General features: G+C 37.5%; 25 protein-coding genes. 5 read left to right on the top strand and 20 right to left on the bottom strand.

All coding sequences use genetic code 11. The features are described 5' to 3' along the window. Nucleotides 1-8 precede the first annotated feature (8 nt). From AR328_RS05465 to AR328_RS05430, 8 genes are all read right to left on the bottom strand, one after another. Nucleotides 9-683 (bottom strand): sugar transferase, encoded by a 675-nt coding sequence (locus tag AR328_RS05465; RefSeq protein ID WP_082677147.1) that lies wholly within the window; start codon nt 681-683, stop codon nt 9-11. Nucleotides 684-706: 23 nt separating this feature from the next. Next, complete coding sequence (galU, locus tag AR328_RS05460) at nt 707-1591, bottom strand: UTP--glucose-1-phosphate uridylyltransferase GalU (protein ID WP_066291357.1); 885 nt, start codon at nt 1589-1591, stop codon at nt 707-709. Nucleotides 1592-2171: 580 nt separating this feature from the next. Continuing rightward, nucleotides 2172-2936, bottom strand: a complete 765-nt coding sequence (locus AR328_RS05455; protein ID WP_066291948.1) for a tyrosine-protein phosphatase — start codon at nt 2934-2936, stop codon at nt 2172-2174. A gap of 57 nt (nt 2937-2993) precedes the next feature. Then, nucleotides 2994-3632, bottom strand: coding sequence for a CpsD/CapB family tyrosine-protein kinase (locus AR328_RS05450; RefSeq protein ID WP_082677146.1), 639 nt, complete (start codon nt 3630-3632; stop codon nt 2994-2996). Nucleotides 3633-3686: 54 nt separating this feature from the next. Then, complete coding sequence (locus AR328_RS05445; RefSeq protein ID WP_082677132.1) at nt 3687-4439, bottom strand: YveK family protein; 753 nt, start codon at nt 4437-4439, stop codon at nt 3687-3689. Between the two features lie 215 nt (nt 4440-4654). Next, a complete protein-coding gene (locus AR328_RS05440; protein WP_066291352.1) occupies nt 4655-5419 on the bottom strand; it encodes a TIGR01457 family HAD-type hydrolase in 765 nt (254 codons plus the stop codon). A 12-nt stretch (nt 5420-5431) separates the two neighbouring features. Then, nucleotides 5432-5869 (bottom strand): DUF86 domain-containing protein, encoded by a 438-nt coding sequence (locus tag AR328_RS05435; RefSeq protein ID WP_066291351.1) that lies wholly within the window; start codon nt 5867-5869, stop codon nt 5432-5434. Between the two features lie 19 nt (nt 5870-5888). Beyond that, on the bottom strand, nt 5889-7262 hold the full coding sequence (locus AR328_RS05430; RefSeq protein WP_331457154.1) for an EAL domain-containing protein: 1374 nt from the start codon (nt 7260-7262) through the stop codon (nt 5889-5891). A gap of 138 nt (nt 7263-7400) precedes the next feature. Here AR328_RS05430 and AR328_RS05425 point away from each other — a divergent pair, with 138 nt between their 5' ends. Together AR328_RS05425 and AR328_RS05420 are read left to right on the top strand one after the other, a co-directional pair. Next, nucleotides 7401-7667: a DUF3055 domain-containing protein gene (locus AR328_RS05425; protein WP_066291349.1), complete on the top strand. Its 267-nt coding sequence runs from the start codon at nt 7401-7403 to the stop codon at nt 7665-7667. Nucleotides 7668-7744: 77 nt separating this feature from the next. Next, nucleotides 7745-8038, top strand: a complete 294-nt coding sequence (locus tag AR328_RS05420; RefSeq protein WP_066291347.1) for a cytosolic protein — start codon at nt 7745-7747, stop codon at nt 8036-8038. 56 nt (nt 8039-8094) lie between these two features. Here AR328_RS05420 and AR328_RS05415 read toward each other — a convergent pair whose 3' ends face one another. From AR328_RS05415 to AR328_RS05405, 3 genes are all read right to left on the bottom strand, one after another. Continuing rightward, complete coding sequence (locus tag AR328_RS05415; protein WP_066291342.1) at nt 8095-8619, bottom strand: DUF2179 domain-containing protein; 525 nt, start codon at nt 8617-8619, stop codon at nt 8095-8097. Nucleotides 8620-8663: 44 nt separating this feature from the next. Beyond that, nucleotides 8664-10172, bottom strand: coding sequence for a BCCT family transporter (locus tag AR328_RS05410; protein ID WP_066291336.1), 1509 nt, complete (start codon nt 10170-10172; stop codon nt 8664-8666). Nucleotides 10173-10463: 291 nt separating this feature from the next. Further along, on the bottom strand, nt 10464-12509 hold the full coding sequence (locus AR328_RS05405; RefSeq protein ID WP_066291328.1) for a CocE/NonD family hydrolase: 2046 nt from the start codon (nt 12507-12509) through the stop codon (nt 10464-10466). Between the two features lie 330 nt (nt 12510-12839). Here AR328_RS05405 and AR328_RS05400 point away from each other — a divergent pair, with 330 nt between their 5' ends. Beyond that, entirely contained in the window at nt 12840-13514 is a 675-nt protein-coding gene (locus AR328_RS05400; protein WP_066291325.1) for a TetR/AcrR family transcriptional regulator, read from the top strand. A 119-nt stretch (nt 13515-13633) separates the two neighbouring features. On the opposite strand, the gene AR328_RS05395 is transcribed toward AR328_RS05400, so the two are convergent. Further along, nucleotides 13634-13909 (bottom strand): YutD family protein, encoded by a 276-nt coding sequence (locus AR328_RS05395; RefSeq protein WP_066291321.1) that lies wholly within the window; start codon nt 13907-13909, stop codon nt 13634-13636. Between the two features lie 125 nt (nt 13910-14034). On the opposite strand from AR328_RS05395, the gene AR328_RS05390 reads away from it, so the two are divergent. Beyond that, nucleotides 14035-14742 (top strand): YhcN/YlaJ family sporulation lipoprotein, encoded by a 708-nt coding sequence (locus tag AR328_RS05390; RefSeq protein ID WP_331457153.1) that lies wholly within the window; start codon nt 14035-14037, stop codon nt 14740-14742. 40 nt (nt 14743-14782) lie between these two features. Here the strand turns inward: AR328_RS05390 and lipA are convergent, their stop codons facing one another. After that, a complete protein-coding gene (gene lipA, locus AR328_RS05385) occupies nt 14783-15706 on the bottom strand; it encodes a lipoyl synthase (RefSeq protein ID WP_442854432.1) in 924 nt (307 codons plus the stop codon). 200 nt (nt 15707-15906) lie between these two features. On the opposite strand from lipA, the gene AR328_RS05380 reads away from it, so the two are divergent. Then, nucleotides 15907-16863: a M23 family metallopeptidase gene (locus tag AR328_RS05380; protein ID WP_066291938.1), complete on the top strand. Its 957-nt coding sequence runs from the start codon at nt 15907-15909 to the stop codon at nt 16861-16863. Nucleotides 16864-16914: 51 nt separating this feature from the next. Here the strand turns inward: AR328_RS05380 and AR328_RS05375 are convergent, their stop codons facing one another. The 7 genes from AR328_RS05375 to AR328_RS05345 all read right to left on the bottom strand — a co-directional run bounded on the left by AR328_RS05375 (nt 16915) and on the right by AR328_RS05345 (nt 23590). Next, complete coding sequence (locus AR328_RS05375; protein WP_066291311.1) at nt 16915-17622, bottom strand: ABC transporter ATP-binding protein; 708 nt, start codon at nt 17620-17622, stop codon at nt 16915-16917. Continuing rightward, nucleotides 17615-18400 carry an ABC transporter ATP-binding protein gene (locus tag AR328_RS05370; RefSeq protein ID WP_066291304.1) on the bottom strand — a complete coding sequence of 262 codons (786 nt, stop codon included), beginning with the start codon at nt 18398-18400 and terminating at the stop codon, nt 17615-17617. Before AR328_RS05370 ends, AR328_RS05375 begins: the two co-directional genes overlap by 8 nt. 1 nt (nt 18401) lies before the next feature. Next, the gene (locus AR328_RS05365) at nt 18402-19337 is read right to left on the bottom strand and encodes a branched-chain amino acid ABC transporter permease (protein ID WP_066291302.1); all 936 of its coding nucleotides are present in this window, start codon (nt 19335-19337) and stop codon (nt 18402-18404) included. Nucleotides 19338-19349: 12 nt separating this feature from the next. After that, complete coding sequence (locus AR328_RS05360; RefSeq protein ID WP_066291300.1) at nt 19350-20225, bottom strand: branched-chain amino acid ABC transporter permease; 876 nt, start codon at nt 20223-20225, stop codon at nt 19350-19352. A 140-nt stretch (nt 20226-20365) separates the two neighbouring features. Then, nucleotides 20366-21565: an ABC transporter substrate-binding protein gene (locus tag AR328_RS05355; RefSeq protein ID WP_066291294.1), complete on the bottom strand. Its 1200-nt coding sequence runs from the start codon at nt 21563-21565 to the stop codon at nt 20366-20368. 429 nt (nt 21566-21994) lie between these two features. Continuing rightward, complete coding sequence (locus AR328_RS05350; RefSeq protein WP_066291286.1) at nt 21995-23083, bottom strand: HD-GYP domain-containing protein; 1089 nt, start codon at nt 23081-23083, stop codon at nt 21995-21997. Between the two features lie 204 nt (nt 23084-23287). Next, a complete protein-coding gene (locus AR328_RS05345; RefSeq protein WP_066291283.1) occupies nt 23288-23590 on the bottom strand; it encodes a YunC family protein in 303 nt (100 codons plus the stop codon). Nucleotides 23591-23630 lie beyond the last annotated feature (40 nt).

Below are 23630 nucleotides of genomic sequence, written 5' to 3'. Positions count from 1 at the left end.
CCATTTTTTTAATAAGCGCCTTTTTTATAAATGACTTGAACTATCGTTTTAAAAATGATTTTAATATCTAATAATAAAGTTTTATTAAACACATAATACAGTTCAATATTTACACGTTCAGGGTATCCGACTTCACTTCTCCCGCACGCTTGCCAATAACCTGTCATTCCAGGTTTAACAGAAAGAAATTCCTTTGTTCTATCTTTATACTCATTTAGCTCTTCTAAAACTACAGGCCTCGGACCAACTAAACTCATGTCACCCTTTAATACATTAAAAAATTGCGGTAACTCATCTATACTCGTTTTCCTTATAAATATACCAAACCTTGTAATCCTCGGATCTTCGCCCGGTTCTAATTTAAAGTTATTTTGCACGTATTTTTGATAAAGAGCTTCATTTTCTTTCAACTTTTTTTCTGCGTCTTTAACCATTGATCGAAACTTATAAATGATAAATTTCCCCCCATTTTTACCGATCCTCTCCTGTTTAAAAAACATAGGCCCTTTATTTTTGCCAAACAAATACAAAACTGAAAAAACTAAGATGAACGGAAAGGTTATGAATATACCAACTATTGATCCAACAATATCAATGATCCTTTTTGTGAAATGGTATAAGAGGTTACTATAACTATATTTAACCTCCTCTAATGACTTATATTTAAAATTAGCTTCAGCCAATTTTTTCTGTTTCTGCAAGTCATTCACCCCAAAGTTGTATACTTGTGCTCGATTAATTTTTTCAAATATGTTAATACCTCGTCCTTAATCTCTTCATTTTGCAAAGCAAATTCAATCGTTGTTAAAATAAAGCCAATTTTCTCTCCGACATCATACCTTTTGCCTTCAAAGTCATAAGCAAATACTTGTTGAATTTCATTTAATTTTTGAATGGCATCAGTTAGCTGAATTTCTCCCCCTGCTCCTTTTTCTTGTTTTTCTAAAAAACTAAAAATCTCAGGGGTTAAAATGTACCGGCCCATGATCGCTAGGTTTGATGGGGCAGTTCCTTTTTCCGGCTTTTCAACGAAACTAGAAACCTCGTAACGTCTGCCTAATTTGTTGCATGGGTCTACAATCCCATAGCGGTGAGTTTCATTATCAGGAACAGTTTGCACACCAATGATTGACGAGCGTGTTTTTTCATACTCATTCATTAACTGTTTTAGACATGGTGTTTCGGCTTGGATAATATCGTCACCTAACAAGACCGCAAACGGCTCATCTCCAACAAATTTTCGTGCACACCAAACCGCATGACCTAAGCCTTTTGGTTCCTTTTGTCTGATATAATGAATATCTACTTTTGAAGGAGCTTGAACCTTTTCCAATAATTCAAATTTACCTTTTTCCATTAAATTGTATTCGAGCTCGAAGGCGTAATCAAAGTGATCTTCAATCGAACGTTTCCCTTTCCCTGTAACGATAATGATGTCCTCGATTCCTGAAGCAACCGCTTCTTCAACAATGTATTGAATGGTTGGTTTATCGACGATTGGCAACATTTCCTTTGGCATGGCTTTCGTTACAGGCAGAAATCTTGTCCCTAGTCCAGCTGCAGGTATAATAGCTTTTCGCACTTTATTCATTTACAATTCCTCCTTTCTTTTGCTGTAAATGCTCAAAATAAAATTGGGCATCTAACCCGTCCTCACATCACACTTTTGACGACTTGCGTCTAAGGTATTTCAAACCCACAGCATGATCGAGTGAATCCATTGATAAGGGTAAGGAAACATCACCACGAAATTGGTTAATTATTAAAATCAAACATCTCAATGAAAATAGCGTACAGATGATGATAAAGTATTGATTCCCCTGAAAAAAACATCTTAGTTTGGAATGTGCTAGGAAATCCTCCCTATTTAAAATATGGCACTTTCCCAATTTAAGAACTTTTTCAATCAAAGGGACTAACATAAAAATTTTAAATAGTGATAGGGCTGTACTAAATCTATATATTTTATTTCCTTAACGCACAAATTATTCTTTATAATGAATGACTTTAATGACTTCTGGGAACCAAGAACCATTACATACAGGCTATTCCCCTTCTTTTTATTTGTTTCAATAAATTATCAAAATAGGTTGTCCAAAGGTAATTGATATCCAATTTATTCAACCCCTTATTCCCCACAAAAAAAATCGCTACAAAAAATGTAGGCGACTTTAAAAATAAAACCATTTATTTTTTTCGATTCTTTCAGCTTCTTCTCGATCTATTCCTTTTCCATTTAACAGTGCGCTTGTATTCATTTTAAACCTTTCGACATAATCTTTTCCAAGTTCCTCATTCAATACATCATAAGCTTCCACTAGTTTAAATGCATTCCTAGATAATCGATGCGAGTCGGATGCAATAAAATGAGTCAGATTATGTTTAATTAATTGAAGGGAAAACTTCCTCAGCTGCTTTCCACTTTTACCAATTAGACTGGAAGCAGTAATTTGAGTTGCAGCCCCATTTTTAACCAATTGATGTAAAAGATTAGGACTCTCCCTTATTTGAACATTTCTTTCTGGATGCACAATAATGGGGATTATACCTTCCATTTGAATATCGAAAAATAGTTTTTCGGCATATGCAGGTACATGTGAATTCGGTAATTCAATTAATAAATATTTATGTTTATTATTTAAGGTCAATATTTTTCCGGCTTTATAATCATTAAGAAGTTCTCCGTAAATACGAGGTTCTTGTCCAGGAAAAATTTTTACGGGAATCTCTTTTCTTTTTAAAATAGAATTTAACTTATTTACTTTTGCAAGTATTCTATTCGCTTTATTGTAATACCTACTATTTTTGTGATGAGGCGTTGCAAAAATAGCCGTTATTCCTTTACTGGCTGCATGTTTAGCCATTCCTATACTTTCAATAAGGTCTCTTGCTCCATCATCTATACCGGGGAGAATATGGCAATGGATATCAATTATTGTATTCCCCTCCAATCCTTTTCGTAACTTTGAAGTTGTTTGAGAATAATAGAGTTGTTATCTATCAAAGTAATAATAATCATTATAATTTTCTTTTGTATTATTAAGAACTGCTCCCAAAATCTTTGCATTTACATTCAATAGTAGGTTTTTTGCCTTTTCTGCATGTTCAAATTTTGTCTTGCCATGATCAATAACTAAAATTACTCCGTCACATTGATTAGCGAGTATTTGAGCATCAGTGACTGGAAGGACCGGGGGAGTATCAATAATAATAAAATCAAATTCTTTCCTAATAGCTGCTAATACATTTCCCATAGACTTTGAACTAAGTAGCTCAGAAGGGTTTGGAGTGATTGGCCCGCTAGTCAATATGTACAAGTTATTAATTTTAGTTTCTTTTATTGCTTCCATTAAAGGGATTTGTTTAATAAGAATGGTAGTTAATCCAATAAAATTATTTTTCTTAAATACTTCATGAACTTTAGGTTTTCGAAAATCGGCATCTATTAACAAAACTTTTTTTCCTTGCTGTGCGAACACAATAGCTAAATTGGCGGTAGTTACTGTTTTCCCTTCGCCTGGAGATGAAGAAGTAATCATAATCATGCGGTTTTCTCGATCGATATTAGAGTATTCAATGTTTGTTCGAATGGTTCGATATAGCTCTGAAATTGGCGATTTTGGATTGTTCATTGTGATTAGTTCTCTTGTATTTATTTTTTTCTTCTTTTTAAAAAGACCCACATTTTATCCCTCCTGTCTTTTTCGAACTTTCTTTTTTGCATTTTTTTCTGTGTTTTTTTCTACTTTTGTTTGGAAATCACTTGCTGACTTTATTGGGATTGATCCTAATACTGGTAAATTTAACGTTGATTTAATATCATGCTCCGATTTAATCGTGTCGTCTAAATATTCTAATAGAAATATTAGGCCTATAGATAGTAATAAACTAGCTGTAAAAGTAATTAACATATTTAACATTGGACGAGGCTTAACTGGATCTATGCTTGTTTCTTCATTGGCGCTGGACAAAATTGTCACATTATCAACATTCATAATTACTTTTATTTCGTTCATAAATATATTGGCGATCGTGTTAGCAATTTCTACTGCCATTTTTGGTTCCTTATCTTGGACAGTAATGTTGACAACTTGTGAATTTTGTTCACTTGATATACTGATTTGATTGCTTAGTTCTTTTAAAGATCTATCTATTTTCATTTCTGCTTTTACTTTATCTAGAATAACTGGAGTTTTAATAATAACTCTATACGTATTGATTAATTCCACGTTTGTTCTAACATCTATTTGCCTGCCTGTTTCTTGATCGATATTTTTTTGATTGATTAATAGCTGTGTGGAAGATTCGTATATTGGAGTTAAATAATGATAACTGATAATTCCGGCAGCAATGACTGAGAGGGATGTAATTAATACGATAAGTAATAAGCGTTTTTTTACGATTTTTAAAATGTCATGGATTTTGATACGCTCCTCCATTAAATGAACCTCCGCATATAGAAAAATTGATTAATCTCTTAAACAACCTAATTTCATATATATATATATGCAGTAGAACTACTATTCACTATAGTTAATTATTCGTTATTTTGATTCAATCCACTTTTTGGGTAACGTTTACGCCCATAATAAAAAGGATGGAGCATTTTCCATCCTTTCGTGCTATCTGATATTATTTTTTAAATATTACTCTTCTACAAAAACTCCCACTCATCCAACGAATCAACCACATAACTAGGCTTCCTCTCATACCCACCCAGCAATTCCTTCGTCGTTACCCCCGTATGAACAAGTAATGTATCCAGCCCTGCATTCATCCCCGCTAGGATGTCAGTATCATAATTATCCCCGACCATAAGGGTTTCTTCTTTCTTTGTTCCAAGTAATTGGAGAGCTTGTTCCATAATAATGGATTCTGGCTTTCCAATAAAAATCGGCTTAGTTTGCGTGGAAACCGTAATAACCGATGTTAACGATCCATTGCCTGGCAGCAGTCCCCGCTCTGTCGGAATGGCAATGTCCCCATTTGTTGAAATAAAAGTAGCGCCATTTCTGACAGCCAGACAAGCAGCGGCGAGCTTTTCATAAGTAATGGAGCGGTCAATTCCTACGACAACATATTCCGCATGTTCCTCCACAAACCTGAAACCCTTTTCTTGTAAAGCATTTCGAATGCCTTCCTCACCAATTACATATACCGAGGCATCCTGCTTCTGTTCATATATGTAATTAGCCGTTGCCATACTCGTTGTAAAAACCTGCTCATCCGTAGCAGGTATCGTAAATTGGCGAAGCTTTTCAGCTACCTGGGCAGGCGTTCTTGAGGAATTGTTCGTGACGAAAAGATAAGGGATATCCCGCTTACGAAGCTGGTGAACAAAATCTGCCGCTTCTTTAATCAATTCTGTTCCCCGGTACATCGTGCCGTCTAGGTCAATTAAATATCCTTTATATTTCATCTTGATCACCCCTCAATTCCGAAATGCTGATACTGGACCAAGCTCATGAAGCAAGTATGCCCTGACTTTCTCGGGAAATTGCTTTAGAATAGATAAATGCTTGCTAAATTCCGACTTTACTTCATTATGATTGACCTCTGTATAGTTTTGAACAAGCATTTTGCGGTATTTTATAATATGTTTGCAGCTTTTCGTTAACTCATCATGGATGACCTTTTCATCATCCAGTATGTCCACAATATCATCATAGCTCCCAGGGTCGCGCATAATGAATCCATCAATCATGGCATTCCCAACATCGAGAATCGCTTCAATAATCAATTGGCTTGTCCGCTCCAATGCAGCTTTTTCAAGCTGTGAATGAAGCTCCTTTATTTCTTCTAAAAATGCAAATTGCTGCTCTAAAAAAACAAGAGTGGTTTCAATCTTTTCCCGATCAACAAAATACATATTACTCACCCTTCTTCCATTAAGATAGCTTCAATCCCTTGTAGAGAAAATCTGGACGAGCATAATAATAGCCTTGCGCTAAATCAACTTTATTTCTTGAGAGGACTGAGGCTTCTTCTTTATTTTCGATTCCTTCTGCTACTACTAAAGAACCGGCTTCCTTCGCAATAATGAGCAATCCTTTTAACATCGACTCTTTTACCGAATTCTTATCTATATCCTGAATAACCGAACGATCAATTTTTATTATATCAGGCATGATTTCACTTATGGAGTGCAAGCTTGCATATCCTGCACCTGTATCATCAATGGCCACACGGAAGCCAAGCATTCTCAATACCTTTATATTGTATAAAAAGTTCTCCATCCCTTCAATGGAATCACGCTCTGTGATTTCAAGAGTGATTTGTCTTGGGGAGATATTTTTACACTTTGCCAGCATATTCTTAATATCACGAATAAACCGTTCATGCCCTAACGTTATAGGTGTAAAGTTAATAAAGATATCCTGTGTGCATCCCGTTTTATAAATCTGTTGAAGGGTTTTCTCGAAAACGATCATTTCAAGGTCATATAGCATCCCAGTCTGCCGAGCTATAGAGAAGAGCTGGAGCGGACTTTCTAATACAGAGCCCTTCGGACCGCGTGTCAGCATTTCCCATGCCCTCACCTCACCCGTGGCAATATCTATAATCGGCTGAGCTAGAAGGTATATATCTTTTTGTGCCACTATTCGATTAACCATAAACAGCATTTCATTATATTCAGATTGAACTCGTTTCTCTGCCATGGAAAGTGCATGCTGATTTGCTTTTAATATGGCTTCTTGGATCGAATAATGCCTTTTCTCAATAAACATATATCCTGTTTCAAACACTGGTTTCGCAAGAGGAACCAGTTCGGCTAGTTTTTTTTCAGAAAGTCTTAGGATTCTTTTCATTTTTTTATCAATATCTGTAACAGAATGACTATCATGGTTAACCTTCATAAACAGTGTCAGACCATCGCTTGAATAATCATGAAGAGCCACAATCTCTTCCGACTTTACTTCTTCTTTGATCACATCTTGAAAAGTCAGCTTTAGTAATCGAATAAAACCTGTATACCCCTGTTCTCCAAGCTGTTCCGGCAATTCTCGCAAATTTTTTATATTAAACACAATAGCTGCCACTTCATATCCACCATCAAAAGCTTTTCTTACTGCTTTCCTAATTGGGTCACGAATAATAAATTGCGGCGGATAAAATTTAAGCTTATCTTCTGGCAGTAAGATTTTTATCCATTTGTTCAAATCATTGAACCTTCGTTTGTTTTGCCGGGGCATGGTCTCATTCCTCTCAGATGCAGCGTCAAAAATTTCATATGCCACCATTTTATCACAAAATCTGACCATTTCCTCCAAAATTTGATAGTTAAATCGGACAAATTGCCTGATTCCGTTAGAGAAGCGGTGAGAATTATCATTATTTCTGTTATGATAGAATCAATATGATTAACTGAAATTTATGTATATAAAGGAGTAATTAATAATATGGCAGAACGATTTTTTTTATATGATGATTTGGTAGATACAAAAACGCGCTTCGTCAGCTTTACCGGTGATAATCAACGCTTTGATTTGGCAATTGTCCAATCCGATCGCTATTATGGCAAGCAAATCGTTCTTGATATTCAAGGAAGCCGTTTTGCAATCATTGGACCAGATGATTTAAAGGAAGAAGGCTATTTAGAGTATGCCTTCAATCTCTCTGAAGAAGACGCAGAGGAATTGCGCTCCTTTTTATATGAATTAATTTAGCAATATGCTGTCTTTTGTTTATTATCACCTTAATCACAAATAATAAAAGAGAACTATTACTTTAAGGAGTGATTAACGTGGATGATAAAGAACAGCGAGAGTACTCTGATTTTTCCAATGTTGAAAAGCAAAGGAATTACCTAACCGCGGAAGACTTTCCTGATGGACCATACGGATCCCCAATAAAAAGACATGATCCCGTAGAAAATAAGAGTACGCCCTTCCGCGAAGAACAGCGCAGATATAGTGCCTTTAATTACGAAAATAAAACCTTACATGAAGACATGCCTCGACAAATGGAAGGAGCTCATCCTACCCATGATGACCCTGAAAGAAGCATGGAGCCGCCGTATGATGATTATCAGGACTAAATAAAATCCCTAAAAATTAATTAAGCAGCAGAAGAAATTTTCTTCTGCTGCTTTTTTTAATTTCGCATGGAATGAAGACCTTTTAGTAAGAATCCACCATTGAACTGATTAGGCTCATAGGAAATGATGAATGCTTTAGGAGCGAATGAAAGAATAAGGCTTCTTAGTCTTGGTTCAGAATTACGTTTCGCCAACACTTTCATAACAAGGCGTTGACCGTCCTTTCCATCAGCTACCCAAGACGTTACTCCATAACCTTTTTCTCTGACTTTCATTGGAAGTTCATGCTCAATTGAATCAACGATCACTTCAAACACAATATAACCGAGTGCTAAATAAGATTCAATTTTGCTTCCAAGAAAGACGCCTATTCCCCATCCCACACAATAGGCTGCGATATTAATCGGCTTGTCCAAATTATCAAGAACAATGGTTAATCCCATCAGGTAAACAAACACTTCTCCCATCGAAAGAATCGATGCTACAAGACGGTAGCCTTTAATAACTAGAATCACTCGCAAAGTAAAAAGGGATACATACACGATATTAATAGTAATAATAGTAAGTAATATTGATAACATGGTTTCTTCCTTAGCTGTTCAATGACATTTATTTTTTTGATCTCTTAATTTTCAATTTTCGGGAAGTCTTTCTTCAACCATCTTAGTAATGAAACAATGAGTAATAGGTAAATGATAAAAATTGGGACAGACACAATGACCGCAGAAGTTTGAATGACCCGCAGTCCTCCGATCAGCATTAAGGAAACAGCAATAATTGCCAACATCGCGCCCCATACCATGCGATGCCATCTCGCTGGGTCCTGATCATCTTTAAGCTCTTTTGTCGCAATCGCTGAGAGGATGTAAGTTGCTGAATCTAATGAAGTCGATAGGAAAATAATACCTAGGACAACAAAGAACGGAAGAACAATTGCGCTTAGTGGAAGTGATTTCAGGATTCCAACAATCGCTGCTGGTCCACCACTTTCATTAAGAATATCTTTAACTGGTAAAATATCATTTAACTGCAAGTGCATCGTATAGCCGCCAAACACCATGAAGTAGATCCAGCCACCAATTGAACCCCACAATAAAATGTGAGTAATCAATTCACGAATCGTCCGCCCCTTTGAAATCTTTGCTACAAACAAGCCCATAAATGGTGCTGTTGCTGCAAACCAAGCCCAGTAGAAAACGGTCCAGCCTTGAGGGAATCCGCTTTTATTAATTGGGTCCGTATAAAAACTTAGCATTGGAAAATTTTGCAGCATTAATCCGAAACTGTTCGAAAAATACGATAAAATAAACGAAGTTGGCCCAACAATGAATACAAATACCGCTATTGCGAGTGCCATATAGACGTTAATATCAGCTAGTCTTTTGATTCCTTTTTGAAGCCCTAAATAGGCACTAGCAGAATATATAATCGTAATACTGATAACAATAACAATGTTTAGCCCTAGAGATTGTTGAATACCTAAAATATCACCGATTACTGCTGACATCATCGGGACCCCTAAGCCTAATGAAGTTCCAAGTCCGCCAACAAGGCTCCAAATAACAAGAACGTCGATTAACTTCGCGAGCCAGCCATCTGCATATTTCCCAAGCGCCCCACTGAGTGCAACACTCATTTTCAATGATGGACGTTTCTTTACAAAATACGAGTAAGCGATTACAACAGTTGGAAACGCATATAATGACCAGGCTGAAATTCCCCAATGGAATAAACCATATGTCACTGCCCATTCCGCAGCTTCATTACTTCCAGGCTCTATGCCAAACGGCGGTCCCATAAAGTAATAAACAGGTTCCATCATGGACCAGTACATAATACTCGTACCCATTCCGGCAGTGAATAACATCGCTCCCCAGCTAAAAGTGGAAAACTCTGGCTTCCCTTCGCCTAATTTTATTTTTCCGTATCGGCTAAAAGCTAACCAGATTAGAAGAATAAATAAGCCTATCGTTAAAAACTGGAATGCCCAATCCATTTTATATGTGATTGAACTCATTAAGCTATCCAAATATGGCTCTGCCTCTTTACGATTTAAAACAAGCATAACTGTGGCTCCGAAAATGACAACGAGCGATGTCCAAAATACCATCGGATCAATTCTTACTTTCCCCATCTTTTTCCCCCCAAATTCTAAAAAATAGATATGTGATAATTAAATTATCATGATTAGACTTTCTAACGCGTCTATATTTTTTAGAAGGATTATTATTTTCCGTATGATTATATTATCACAATCAAAATAAGAGAACAATAAATATTCTAATAATTTTCAATATAAAATTAGTTCGTAAGGCCCTATGGAATCAGGAAACTAACTTCATGGGCCTTATTATTGACTAGGATCAAACAGCTAAAATACTAATGTAGTCACGTTTTTTTCCCTTAGAGTACATTCGCTTCTGCTTTACAGACCAAAACGTTTAATCTTTTCATCCCATTTTTTATTAAAGGCAGGTTTGTCGTTTTCTTTTACATTCATTTCTCCAACAATGTAGAAGTTTTCCTTATCGGAAGTTTGGGTTACGATAATATCAGCATCAATCCACCAGCCTTCGCGGCCAAGTTTCATTTTCTGTGTAATTGTATATTTGGCTGAGAGCGGATCAGCGTTACTCAATGTTAATTCACGTTTTAAGTTGTGTTCAACCGTCACATCAATGTCATCAAAACGGTAAATCCCTTCGCCAAATACTCCGCCAACACCATCTGTTATACAAGTCCAAGTATCTGTTAGAATATCGTATGAAATCGAACGATCTACCTTTCCAGGTGCAAGGATCGTTGTCGGTGTTAATGGCGCACTTTGAGGATTCATATTTGGTCCTGCTGTTTGATTGCCCTTAAAGATTGGCAATGAAAATTTCGCCGTTTCCAAATTCAACGTTAGAGTGGCATCCTCAGGCATCGGCCAGAACATTGGCCAGAAAGTAGTCGCTATTGATAAACGAACACTGTGTCCAGCCTTAAACTGATGTCCACAGCAGTCTAAATCAACAAATGCTTTCACTTTTTCACCAGGAGTCAACAAGTTTACTTCGCCATGTCCATTTAAATGAGTTAAATTCATAACGCCATATGAAACACGAGTTACAGCTCCATCTGGTGCTACATCTGATAGCTGTGCAAAAAGCATTGCATGTGGTTTATCACTCGCTAATTCTACTTCAAATCTAGGATATCCAACGATTTCTAGCGGACTCTCTAATACTTCTCCTTCAAAAACCATCGCCATGCCATCATCGAAGCGTTGGTCTGCAGGGCTTTCGCCAAGCACTCCAGCCCCCATCCATTCACCTGCTAATAGACCATGATTTAATGGAGTTTTTAAAAGTACTTTCTCTTCCTTCTCATCACGTTCTTCTACTAGCTGACCTTTAGTTAATTCATATGTTTTTGGAACCACTTCCTCTGTTGGCCATGACTCAAGCCCAACCCAATGTCCATTACTTACTGGTTTAGAGGTAGATGGAGGCATGCTTTCTTCCACCCATACATTTACCATTGGTCCATCCATTACGTCATTTTCTATTCCTTTAAGCCAATGATCCCACCATTTAACAGCTTCCTGTAAAAAGCCAATCGCAGGTCCTGGAACGCCATCATGAGGATAAACATGAGCCCATGGCCCAAGCATCCCTTTTCTAGGAACAGATAGACCTTTTAATAAACTTAGCACAGTATTCTGATAGGAATCTTCCCAGCCGTCAATGGCTAGAACAGGCACTTCAATATCATCATAGTTTTCACAAACAGAACCATGCTTCCAATACTCATCCCTTGTTTGGTGCTCCATCCATTGCGCCATCCATAAAGGCATATTTTCTAATCTTTCCAGCCATTTTTCACGCCAAACATCTCCAACAATATGTGGATCAAGCGGACGTGCCTGATAAGCTAACATAATGTTGCCCCACCAGAAATTATCATTTAGCAGGCAGCCGCCCTTATAATGAATATCATTGTTATATCGATCATCTGTAAAACCAATGGCAATAATTGCTTTTAAAGCTTTTGGTCTTCTCGCAGCAACTTGCAGAGAATTAAAGCCCCCCCAAGACTTGCCCATCATTCCAATTTTTCCATCACACCAGCTTTGATTTGCGATCCACTCAATGACTTCCAGTGCATCATCCTGTTCTTGCTTTAAGTACTCATCTTTTAGGAGACCATCCGATTCCCCAGACCCTCTCATGTCAACTCTAACAACTGCGTATCCGTTCCCTGCAAAATAACCGTGCATTGGTTCATCTCTAGCCCTTGTTCCATCTGTTTTGCGATAAGGAATGTACTCTAAAATAGCAGGTACCTTTTTCCCTTCCTCAACTTCCGGCAGCCAAATTCGACTGGATAGTTTAGTACCATCTTCTAAAGGAATCCAAGTATTTTCAATTGCTTGATACTTAAAAGGAAACTCTGTAATAATTTCTTTTTCTTTGTATTCTGATGACATTGTTGAATCCTCCCTCACATGATTTGCATTGCAACAAAGCGACATATTTTGGTGGCCACTTAAAGCGCTTTCAAACTTAGTTATTAAACATCCATTATTATTATATAATCATGATTAAAAATTTACGTGCGTTTAGTATAACACCCAAAAATATGTTTAGCAACTTGAAATCTTCAAAAAACTCCAAATTAAATAATTGGCAAATATTTTACTATGGGTATAATATTGTTATAATATAATCATGATTAAATTTGTAAGTACTGGAAAAAGGCAACGATTTACTTGGAAGAATCATTTAAAATAACTTATAAATTTAGGGGGAGATTAGATATGAAAAAAAAGGAAATTCAAATGGGACGTATGTGGAAATACTTTGTAGACGCAACTGCCGAAATTATTGAAGAAGAAGGATTAGAAAATGTAACAATCAGGAAAGTGGCAGATAAAGCAGGCTATAATAGTGCAACGATTTATAACTACTTTTCGGAGATTTCCCATTTGATTTTTTTCGCTTCGATGAAATTTATGAAAAACTACACAGATGAGGTATCACTTTATATTGAAAAAGGGAAGGATCCGCTCGAAAAGTATTTATTAGCCTGGGAATGTTTTTGTAATCACTCCTTTAAACAACCGCAAATTTTCCATGCGGTATTCATTATGGACTTAGGAGATCAACCAGAAAAACTGCTTGAAGATTATTATAAAATCTACCCTTCTGATTTAATTAATATCCCGGAGGAACTTAAATCAATCCTATTTGAACGTAATGTGTCAAAAAGAGGACGATCCTTTTTGGAAATTGCACTGAAAGAAGGATTAATTAAAGAGGAAAACGTTGATTCAATTAATGAATTAACGATTTTAATTTGGCAGGGAATGTTCACCAATATCTTAAATAATCGCAAAAGCTACGAGTTTCAAGAGGCTGTAAAAATTACGATGGGCTATATATCTGAGATTGTCAACAATGCGAATTTATTTAATTTTCAAAAAGCCAATTAAAAAAATCGGGCGCTAGTAAATAAAGCGAGGAATCTTCTGTCACCTTTAGAAGGACAAAGTTACCTCGCTTTAATTAATATGGGTCTGGCAGCTTAGATTTAGTATAGCCCTTTTCATCTTTACTTATTTACTTTTTTCGCCACAAAATAGGCACAGCCAAAATTGCAAAATTCATACAAGTATTCCGATAATGTACTAATTTTCGTATCAAAGGTGGCTTTCTGATTTTGATCGTCAAAGAAGCCGCGCAGCCTTAGCTGGCCATAACCCCAATCCCCTACAATATAATCATACCGGTTTAAAATATCGCTATATCTGCCTCGAAATGCTTCTTCATTAAAACCATCTCGTATATCTTCAATTACCTCATAGCAAACGTTATTAACACAAATCACATCTATCACCTCAGTTTAAAAACAGCGTCTATCATCCCCATTATATTGGAAATGTTTGTATTCCGAAAGTATTTCTTATTTAAATTATAACTGATAGCCCATCAATTTCTAAGAGAAAAAAATATTTGGCTGGTTATTCTATAAGCAAGGAGGTGCTTCACATTAGAAAATCATTGATCATCTTAGGGATATGCAGCCTTACAGCGCTAACTGCTTGTCAAAACAATAATATGGCAAATGAAAACGATGGAATTTACGAAAGAAGCGGCAACACCCTGAATGTAAATAATCAGCGCCCTGAGCTATATAATCAATATAACAATGGAAACAACGCGAATAACAGAAATGTTAGGAACACGAATAATAATGGTACAATAAATAACTTTGGTTATGTCCGCCACCAAAAAAGCCCCGTTTTAGGCGACAGGGTTTCCAATGTTAATTATGGAACCATCAATAAGGAGCAATTAGCTGATATCATTTCTGGCTACTGTACAGATATTCCAAATGTAAACGATATATCTACACTTGTGACTGATAAAGAAGTGCTGGTCATTTATCATACAGATTCAGATAATCGCAACATGATTGCTGACCAGGTGAAGAAAACAGCCATGTCTGTCGTTCCTAGATCGTACCATGTATATGTAAGTGATAATACAGCATTGCGTCCCTATGTTGAAAACTTTGCAACGAACAGTCCGAATACAAAAAATGTGAATTTCGGCCTCACCAAAGTAATAAAAGAAATGCTGAAATCTCCTCAAGGGAAAAAGATGGAGAATGGTGAAAATGCAAATGGAGAATTACCGGGCGAGGGAATTAATCGTTAAAAAAAAGGGTTCAGTATTGGCTGCTGAACCCTTTTACTTTTTATGCTTCTTTAAGCTTGATTTCTCCAAGTTCCTGCTGACGCTTAGCAGCAGCATTTACTTGTTCATCTGCATGGTAGGAAGAACGTACAAGAGGACCAGCCTCACAGTGACTAAAGCCTTTGCTTAAAGCAATTTCTTTCAATTCTTGGAACTCATCTGGATGGTAATATTTTACTACTTTCAGATGCTTTTTCGATGGCTGTAAATATTGGCCAATCGTCATAATATCAACATGATGGGCTCTTAAAGCGTCCATCGTTTCAATTATTTCCTCTTTCGTTTCTCCAAGTCCAATCATTAAGCTGGACTTTGTCGGAATATCTGGCTGCATTTCTTTTGCCCGTTTTAAGAATTCTAATGAGCGATTATATTTAGCACGTGCTCTCACTCTTGGAGTAAGGCGCTCAACCGTTTCTATATTATGGTTTAATATATCTGGGCGCGCATCCATCAATGTTTTTAGATTTTCATATACGCCACCCATATCTGAAGGCAATACTTCAATTGTTGTGAATGGGTTCTTTCTTCTAATCGCTCTGACAGTTTCGGCAAAAACAGCTGCCCCGCCGTCTTTCTGATCATCCCTTGCCACTGCTGTTACAACGACATGCTTTAAGTTCATCTTCACAACAGAATCTGCGACTCTTTCCGGCTCCTGCCAATCCAATTCAGTTGGCAATCCTGTTTTGACCGCACAGAAACGGCAGGCACGTGTACAAGTATCCCCTAGAATCATGAAGGTAGCCGTTCTTCTAACAGCCCAGCATTCATGAATATTCGGACATTTTGCTTCTTCGCAAACTGTATTAAGGTTATTTTCCCTCATCATTTTCTTTAAACCGGTATAGTTTTCATTCGTGTTCAGCTTTATTTTCAGCCATTCCGGCTTACGTATGTATTCCTCTTTCGTACTCACTCTCATTCCACTCCCTTTTGTGGCATGGTGCCTGAATTCCTGTATATGATGCAACTGTAACACATGAAAAAGCCTAGGACAAGTTGGAATGTTTTGATTACCATTAATTGATATATATTTATTTCTCCAATAATCACAAACTAAATAAGCATATATGTGAGGAAGGGAGGATTACTTTGAGGATTAAATTAGCTGTTATTCTAACATTGCTTTTTTCTTTATTTTCTCCTTGGATCGGAAAAGCACAAACAGTTGGGAATGAAGTATATAGAAGCCGGATGGAATTATATAAAAGGATTGAAGCGGTCACACACATTCCCTGGTATTATCTTGCCGGAATTGACCAATATGAACGAAATGTAAGGCAAACTAGAAGTAATATCCCAAAAGCTGAAGGACTAACAGGCATCTATATCAAGCCTGAAGAGTGGGCAGGACCTCTAAATCCGGATCCAGCTGACGAACATCCATTATCCATACAGCTTTTTAATGGAAAGGGAATGGATGGCGATGGGGATGGGAAAGCAAGCTTGACGAATGATGTGGATGTTCTCTATACGTTCGCTCAACATCTTCTTTCATATGGAATAGATCATGATAATATCAAAATCGGCTTATGGGATTATTATAAGCGTGATAAAACAGTGAGCATCATTATTGGGAAAGCAAGGCTTTACAAGCATTTTGGAAGATTGGATCTAGATGAACGGGTATTCCCGCTTCCATTAAGAAGCCACTATACTTATAAAAACACATGGGGTGCTGCTCGAGGCTGGGGTGGCAGAAGAATTCATGAAGGCACGGATATTTTTGCCGGGTACGGGGTTCCTGTTAGAGCAACAGCATATGGAATTGTTGAAATGAAGGGCTGGAATCGATTCGGCGGCTGGCGAATTGGTATTCGGGATATTAATAATAACTATCATTATTTTGCCCATTTAAGTGGTTTTGCGAAGGATTTAAAGCTAGGACAAATTGTCGAGCCCGGTATGCTAATCGGCGGTGTTGGAAGTTCTGGTTATGGGCCTCCTGGGACTTCAGGAAAATTCCCGCCACATTTACATTACGGAATTTACAAAGACAATGGCTTTACAGAATGGTCATTTGACCCGTATCCCCATTTAAGGTTATGGGAAAGACAGGAACGGAACAGGAAAAAATAAAAAAAGGGGACTGACTCTTGGAGTTGGTCCCCTTTTAACAAAGCTTTATTATTAATGCCCACCTAAGTAAGCTTTCTTGATTTCTTCGCTGGCCTGCAGCTCGGCGGCAGTACCTGAAACCGTTACGCGTCCTGTTTCGATGACATAGGCGCGGTTAGCAATGGATAAAGCCATATGTGCGTTTTGTTCTACTAGCAAAACTGTTGTTCCTTCACTGTTAATTTCTTCGATTATTTGGAAGATCGTTTTAACCATTAAAGGAGCAAGTCCCATTGAAGGCTCATCAAGTAAAAGAAGCTTCGGTCTTGCCATAATCGCTCTTCCCATTGCCAGCATTTGCTGCTCTCCGCCTGAAAGTGTCCCTGATAACTGTTTACGTCGCTCTTTCAACCGTGGGAAAGTTTCATACACCTTTTCGATATCCTTATGAATTTCTTTAGAATCTTTTCTCAAGAAAGCCCCTAACTCTAAGTTCTCCTCAACGGTCATGTTTGCAAATACACGCCGTCCCTCTGGTACATGTGAGATCCCCGCCTTCACAATCCCCTGAGCAGCCTTTCCGCCAATAGAGTCACCTAAATATTGGATGGTTCCATTTTTTGGCTTTAGAAGTCCGGATAAGGTTTTCAGCAGAGTACTTTTTCCAGCTCCATTCGCACCAATAAGGGTAACAATTTCGCCCTCGTTAACTTCTAAAGAAACCCCTTTAAGAGCTTGTATATTCCCATAAAACACGTCAATTTTATCTACCTTAAGCATCTTTTGTAACCTCCTCACCTAAGTAAGCCTCGATGACTTTCGGATGATTACGAATTTCTTCCGGTGTTCCCGCCGCAATAAGCTGTCCATGGTCCAGTACATAAATTCTTTCACAAATACCCATAACTAAATTCATATCATGTTCAATCAATAAAATCGTCAAATCAAATTCATTACGGATAAAAGCAATTAACTCCATAAGCTCATGCGTCTCCTGCGGGTTCATCCCGGCTGCTGGCTCGTCAAGCAATAGAAGCTTTGGACCTGCTGCTAGTGCCCTCGCAATTTCCAATCTCCTTTGCTGACCATAAGGGAGGTTTTTTGCCTTTTCATCCTTAAAATTTTCTAATTGAAAAATCTTTAGAAACTCAATTGACTTTTCCTCCATCTCCTTTTCTCCCGAGAAATGAGATGGAAGACGGAAAATCGAGCTTACAATCGAATGCTTCGCTAAAGAATGATAAGCTACCTTAACATTATCCAGAACAGAAAGTTCATTGAAAAGACGAATATTTTGGAAGGTACGACTAATTCCTAGGCGCGTCACCTTATAGGGAGGCAACCCATTTAGACGTTTTCCTTCAAAAAGAATGTCACCTTCTGTTGGCACATAAACACCAGTCAGTAAGTTAAAGCTTGTTGTTTTTCCAGCACCGTTCGGTCCAATTAGCCCAACTAGCTCACCTCGGTTAATTTCCATGCTAAAACCTTGAACAGCTTTTAATCCGCCAAATTGAATACCTGCTTCTTTAACCTGAAGTAATGGTGTATTGCCCATGCTAGCTACCTCCTTTCGCGCTTTTCCACTTAAATAAATCAGTGATTTCACGTGTACCCATTAAGCCTTGAGGACGATATAACATCACGATAACTAACACAAGACTGTACATAATCATCCGAGTTTCCGGGTAATCCTGCAAGAAGGTTGACACTAATGTTAATAATATCGCTGAAATAACCGCTCCTGATAAGCTTCCAAGCCCGCCAAGTACAACAAATATTAAAATATCAAAGGATTTTAAGAATCCGAAGTTTGTTGGCTGAATAATATAGAAGTTATGAGAATACAAACCACCCGCAATGCCGGCAAAGAACGAGCCGAGTGCAAACGCGATAACCTTATAATAGGTCGTGTTGATCCCCATCGCATCCGCTGCAATTTCATTTTCACGAACAGAAATACACGCTCGTCCATGTCTTGAATTCGTAAAGTTCATGATGACCAAAATCGTTACAAACAGACAGATGAACGTATAGGTCCAAGTCGTTAAATGGGAAACCTGCATACCGGCGGCTCCACCAACATAATCAATATTCAGGAATACAATCCTGATAATTTCCGCAAAACCTAAAGTAGCAATGGCCAAATAGTCACCTTTTAAACGAAGGCTCGGAATCCCAACGATAAGTCCCGCAATTGCTGCCATGAGTCCGCCCGCTATTAACGCAATTGGGAGTGGAAGATGAAGCTTCATCGTAAATATAGCTGAAATATAAGCCCCTACCGCCAAAAATCCAGCATGTCCAATCGAAAATTGCCCTGTAACTCCTATAACTAAGTGAAGGCTGACTGCTAAGATGATGTTAATGCCTATAAAGATGAGTGTATTTGAATAAAACGGGTTTAAGATTCCAGCACCAATTAGAAATTGCGCAACCCCATAGACGATGACAGATAAAATTAAAAATAGCCAAAATCCTTTTGCCTTTTTCATAGAATTTTTCACCTACACTTTCTCTCTAGCATTTTTACCGAAGATGCCCGACGGTCTAAATAATAGGATTAAAATGAGAATAATAAATGCTGCTGCATCTCTCCATAAAGAGAAACCGAAAGCGCTAACAACTGTTTCAACGATTCCAAGCACAAGTCCGCCAACCATCGCTCCCGGAATAATCCCGATTCCTCCTAAAACAGCGGCAACGAATGCCTTTAATCCCGGAATAATTCCCATTAGTGGTTCAATTTTTGTGTAATACACACCAAAAATAACACCTGCAGCTCCTGCCATCGCTGAACCAATAGCAAATGTAGCAGAAATCGTATTGTTTACATTAATCCCCATCAAACGGGCTGCGTCCATATCATGTGACACCGCACGCATCGCCTTACCAATTTTGGTTTTATGGACGATGAATTGCAAAATTAGCATTAGAATAATAGAAACGGAGAGAATTAATAGAGATTGGCTGCTGATTTGAGCACCAAATACATTAAAGGATTTGTTTGCTAAAACATTTGGATAAGCTTCTGGCTGCGCACCTCGAATGTAAATTACTCCATATTCGATAAGAAGGGAAACTCCGATTGCCGTAATTAAAGCGGCTATTCGAGTTGCATTGCGGAGGCGCTTATAGGCAATTCTCTCAATGAGAACCCCAAAAATCGCACAAGCTGTCATCGCGATTAATAATGCCGGGAAAAATCCTAATCCCCAGCCTGCGATTGCATAAAATCCAATAAACGCACCGATCATAAAAACATCGCCATGCGCAAAGTTTATTAATTTAATAATTCCATAAACCATCGTATAGCCTAATGCAATTAACGCATAAATACTGCCGAGTGAAATACCGTTAATTAATTGCTGTAACCATTCCATGAATACTCACTCCCTTAATAGAAAAGCATGGGTGCTGAACCAATTAATTTAATAGCTTTGACTGCTTTTCGACAAAATTTTTACCATTAAGAATGGAAAATGGGGGGATAGGATAATCCCCCCATTTGCTGTGGTTAATCTTAAGGATTAACTTTTGTTTTGAATTTCTGCTTTCCATCCACATATTCAAGAACGGATGCTGATTTAATTAAGTGGTGATTTTCGTCAACTGTAATCGTACCAGTGATTAATGCTAAATCCTTTGTCGCAGCAAGAGCATCTTTAATTTTCTCTGAATCAGATGTAGTGCCAGCACGTTTCATTGCATCTACAAGAAGGTATACAGTGTCATAACCAAGTGCGTTGAAAGCATCTGGTGATTTACCGCTATTCTTGTCTCCGTAAGCTTTAACAAACTTTTGGATCGTTGCGTCTGGATCTTCAGCAGAGTAGTGGTTAATAATGAACGTATTATTTAATGCATCTGCACCAGCTAATTCCACTAGCTTAGGAGAATCCCAGCCATCTGCTCCCATTAAAGGAACTGTAATACCCATTTCTCTAGCTTGTTTAACAATTAGACCTACTTCTTCATAGTATCCAGGAATGAAAATGAATTCTGGATTAGAAGCTTTAATACGAGTTAATGTTGAACGGAAGTCTGTATCCTTAGCTACATATGACTCTTCTGAAACAATTGTACCGCCAGCTGCTTCAAAAGTTTCTTTAAATGAAGCGGCAAGTCCTTTTGCATAATCACTTGCATTATCAGCAAAGATTGCTGCATTTTTTACTTTAGCATCATTTAAAGCAAAGTTAGCTGCAACTGTTCCTTGGAATGGGTCAATAAATGCCGTACGGAATACGAACTCATTTACAGATCCATCTTCACGTACAGTAACAGTTGGGCTTGTACCAGATGGTGAGATTAGAACAGTCTTATTATCGTTAGCAATTTGGGCTTGTGCTACTGTATTTCCACTTGTAGCTGCACCGATGATTGCCGTAACTTTATCTTGGCTCGTTAATTTAATAGCAGCATTTGTTGCTTCAGCTGCATCTGATTTATTATCAACTTTTACAAGTTCGATTTTCTTGCCATCTACACCGCCAGCCGCGTTGATTTCTTCAACAGCTAGCTCAACCCCAGAAGCAATTCCTGAACCGTAAGATGCAACACCGCCTGAAAGTTCTAAGTTAGCTCCAATTTTAATTGTATCTCCACCCTTGGAACTTGAACCGCCTGAATCTGCTTCCTTACTGCCGCTGCAGCCAGCAAGAATACCAGCCATTAATGTTGTAGCCATTAAGACTGATGTGATTTTTTTCTTGAAAACCATTTTGTTTCCCCCTTTTTTTCTATTCTGATTGTCCAAACATTTTGTAACATAGAAGGATCTTTTGAGTTAGATTAATAGTTTAGAAAAATCTATCTGCAACCTCCTATTACAAGTCAGACTAATTTCCTAATTTTAAACAAATAGATTAGGAATTAAAACATTTCTGACTATTTGTTTAATATATTGATAGTATATTATTTTTCAATTAGTCTGTCAAAACAATATTTTCCCAATAGTATCACTTTTTTAAAATAGTTTCGTAAATTTGTTGATTTTATAGTACTTTTTACTATAAATATGGTACTGAAGCGTTAAATTTCTATAGCCAAAAAAGACCCTTCTATATTAGAAAAGGTCTTAATAAATATTATTCAATTTACAGCTCAAGTTTTTTCTTCAACTACAAATAAAACCTTTGTTTTAAGTTGATCAATTAAAAGTGGTATCACAGCTAATAATAATGACGTTCAGCTCCTGCTTTAAATCAATCTCATAAGGAGTTACTTTTTCACCATGATACTCCATGACTCTAATAATTGGGCGGTCACCCAATCCCGTATTTTGTCCGCAAACAATTCCTTTTCGTCCATCATTAAGAACGACCGACAAACCAACTGGATAAATAGCAACCGCTAAGCGAAAGGCTTCAATCACCTTTTGATCAAATAATGCTCCCGAACCAGCATAAAGGATTTCGAGCGCTTCACTTGGGAGCATCGCTTTTCTATAAACTCGATTAGAGGTAACTGCATCAAACACATCTGCCACAGCAATTATTTTTCCGAAATAATGAATATCCGGTCCTAGCAATCCTCTTGGATAGCCTGACCCGTTCATTCTTTCATGATGCTGATAGGCGCAATGAGCCACTAAAAGAGGGATGGTATGTACCTTTCTTAAAATTTCAAATCCATCCTCCGCGTGCTTTTTTATAGCTTCAAACTCATGATCCGTTAGCTTTTCAGGTTTTAAGAGGATTTCTAACGGGACCTTGAGCTTTCCAATATCATGGTAAATTGCCCCAAGGCCTAATATTTCAAGCTCTTTAGCCGTTAGCTTTAATTCCATTCCAATCGCTAAGGAATAAAGAGTGACATTTAGTGAATGAATAAATATATAATTATCATGTGTAAATGCATCTGAAAGAAGATTTAGTAATTCCTTTTTCTCCTTTATTTCTGTTAAAAGACTGCGGATGATGTCAGATAATCGCTTTGAAGCCTTATCAACAACAAAGGAACCAGTAAGATTCGAGACACTTTGAATTTCCTGAAACGTGCTGCTGATCGTTTGAATAGCTTCCAGACGCTTAGTATCTGATATGCTTCCGTAATACTCTATATCTTCTGTTCCGTCTTCTTTTATAAAAATATAACTAATGCCTAAATCCTTAAGGCGCCGAATCAATGATTCTTTTAATGTTATTCCTTCATTTAATAACACTTGACCCTTTTCATTGTAAATAGGTTTTGCAAGGACTGCACCGGCCTCGATTGAAGTTGTTGTAACTAATCTCATGAAATACACCTTTTCATTGTGAAGTTCCATTATCTGCATGAAAAATTAGAATATTTTTCTACTTATTGCGACATTTTTCCTATTATTTCTACATTAACCTTTTGAGGCCGAATATTTCAACCTACAAAGGTCCTGTTTTTTTATAAAAAGATGGGATAAGAGTTATAAATTAGACATAAAAAAGAGGCACCTTCAACAGGATGCCTAAATCATCTTCAATAGCGCCTCTCTTCCAACCATCCCTTTATGGATGCCCAAAGCCTCGGCTTCATATGTGACTGATTCAAGTGGAGCATTAAGAAGCTGATCGATCGTTTTCACACCCACCGCTCTTCCTGCAATGACTTTCCGGTCTTTAAGCTTCTCATTTAATAATGCGACATCTAGAGCACCGCACATAATATATCCTTTATCGTTTGTCACAACAAGTAAATTTGTTTTGGGCAATTGCACAGAGACACATAGAAATGAGTGTCCCTGAATGTCTATCGGCTTTAAATCAATCAATGAAATAAACACTCCTTTCCCTTCCCATAACAAAGTATGC

Origin of the sequence: Bacillus sp. FJAT-29937 (assembly GCF_001509555.1) — a bacterium.
In the GTDB taxonomy this organism is placed as follows: Bacteria; Bacillota; Bacilli; order Bacillales; family Cytobacillaceae; genus Cytobacillus.
Note: the sequence above shows the minus strand (reverse complement) of the source record. Positions and strands in the feature narration are given on the sequence as shown.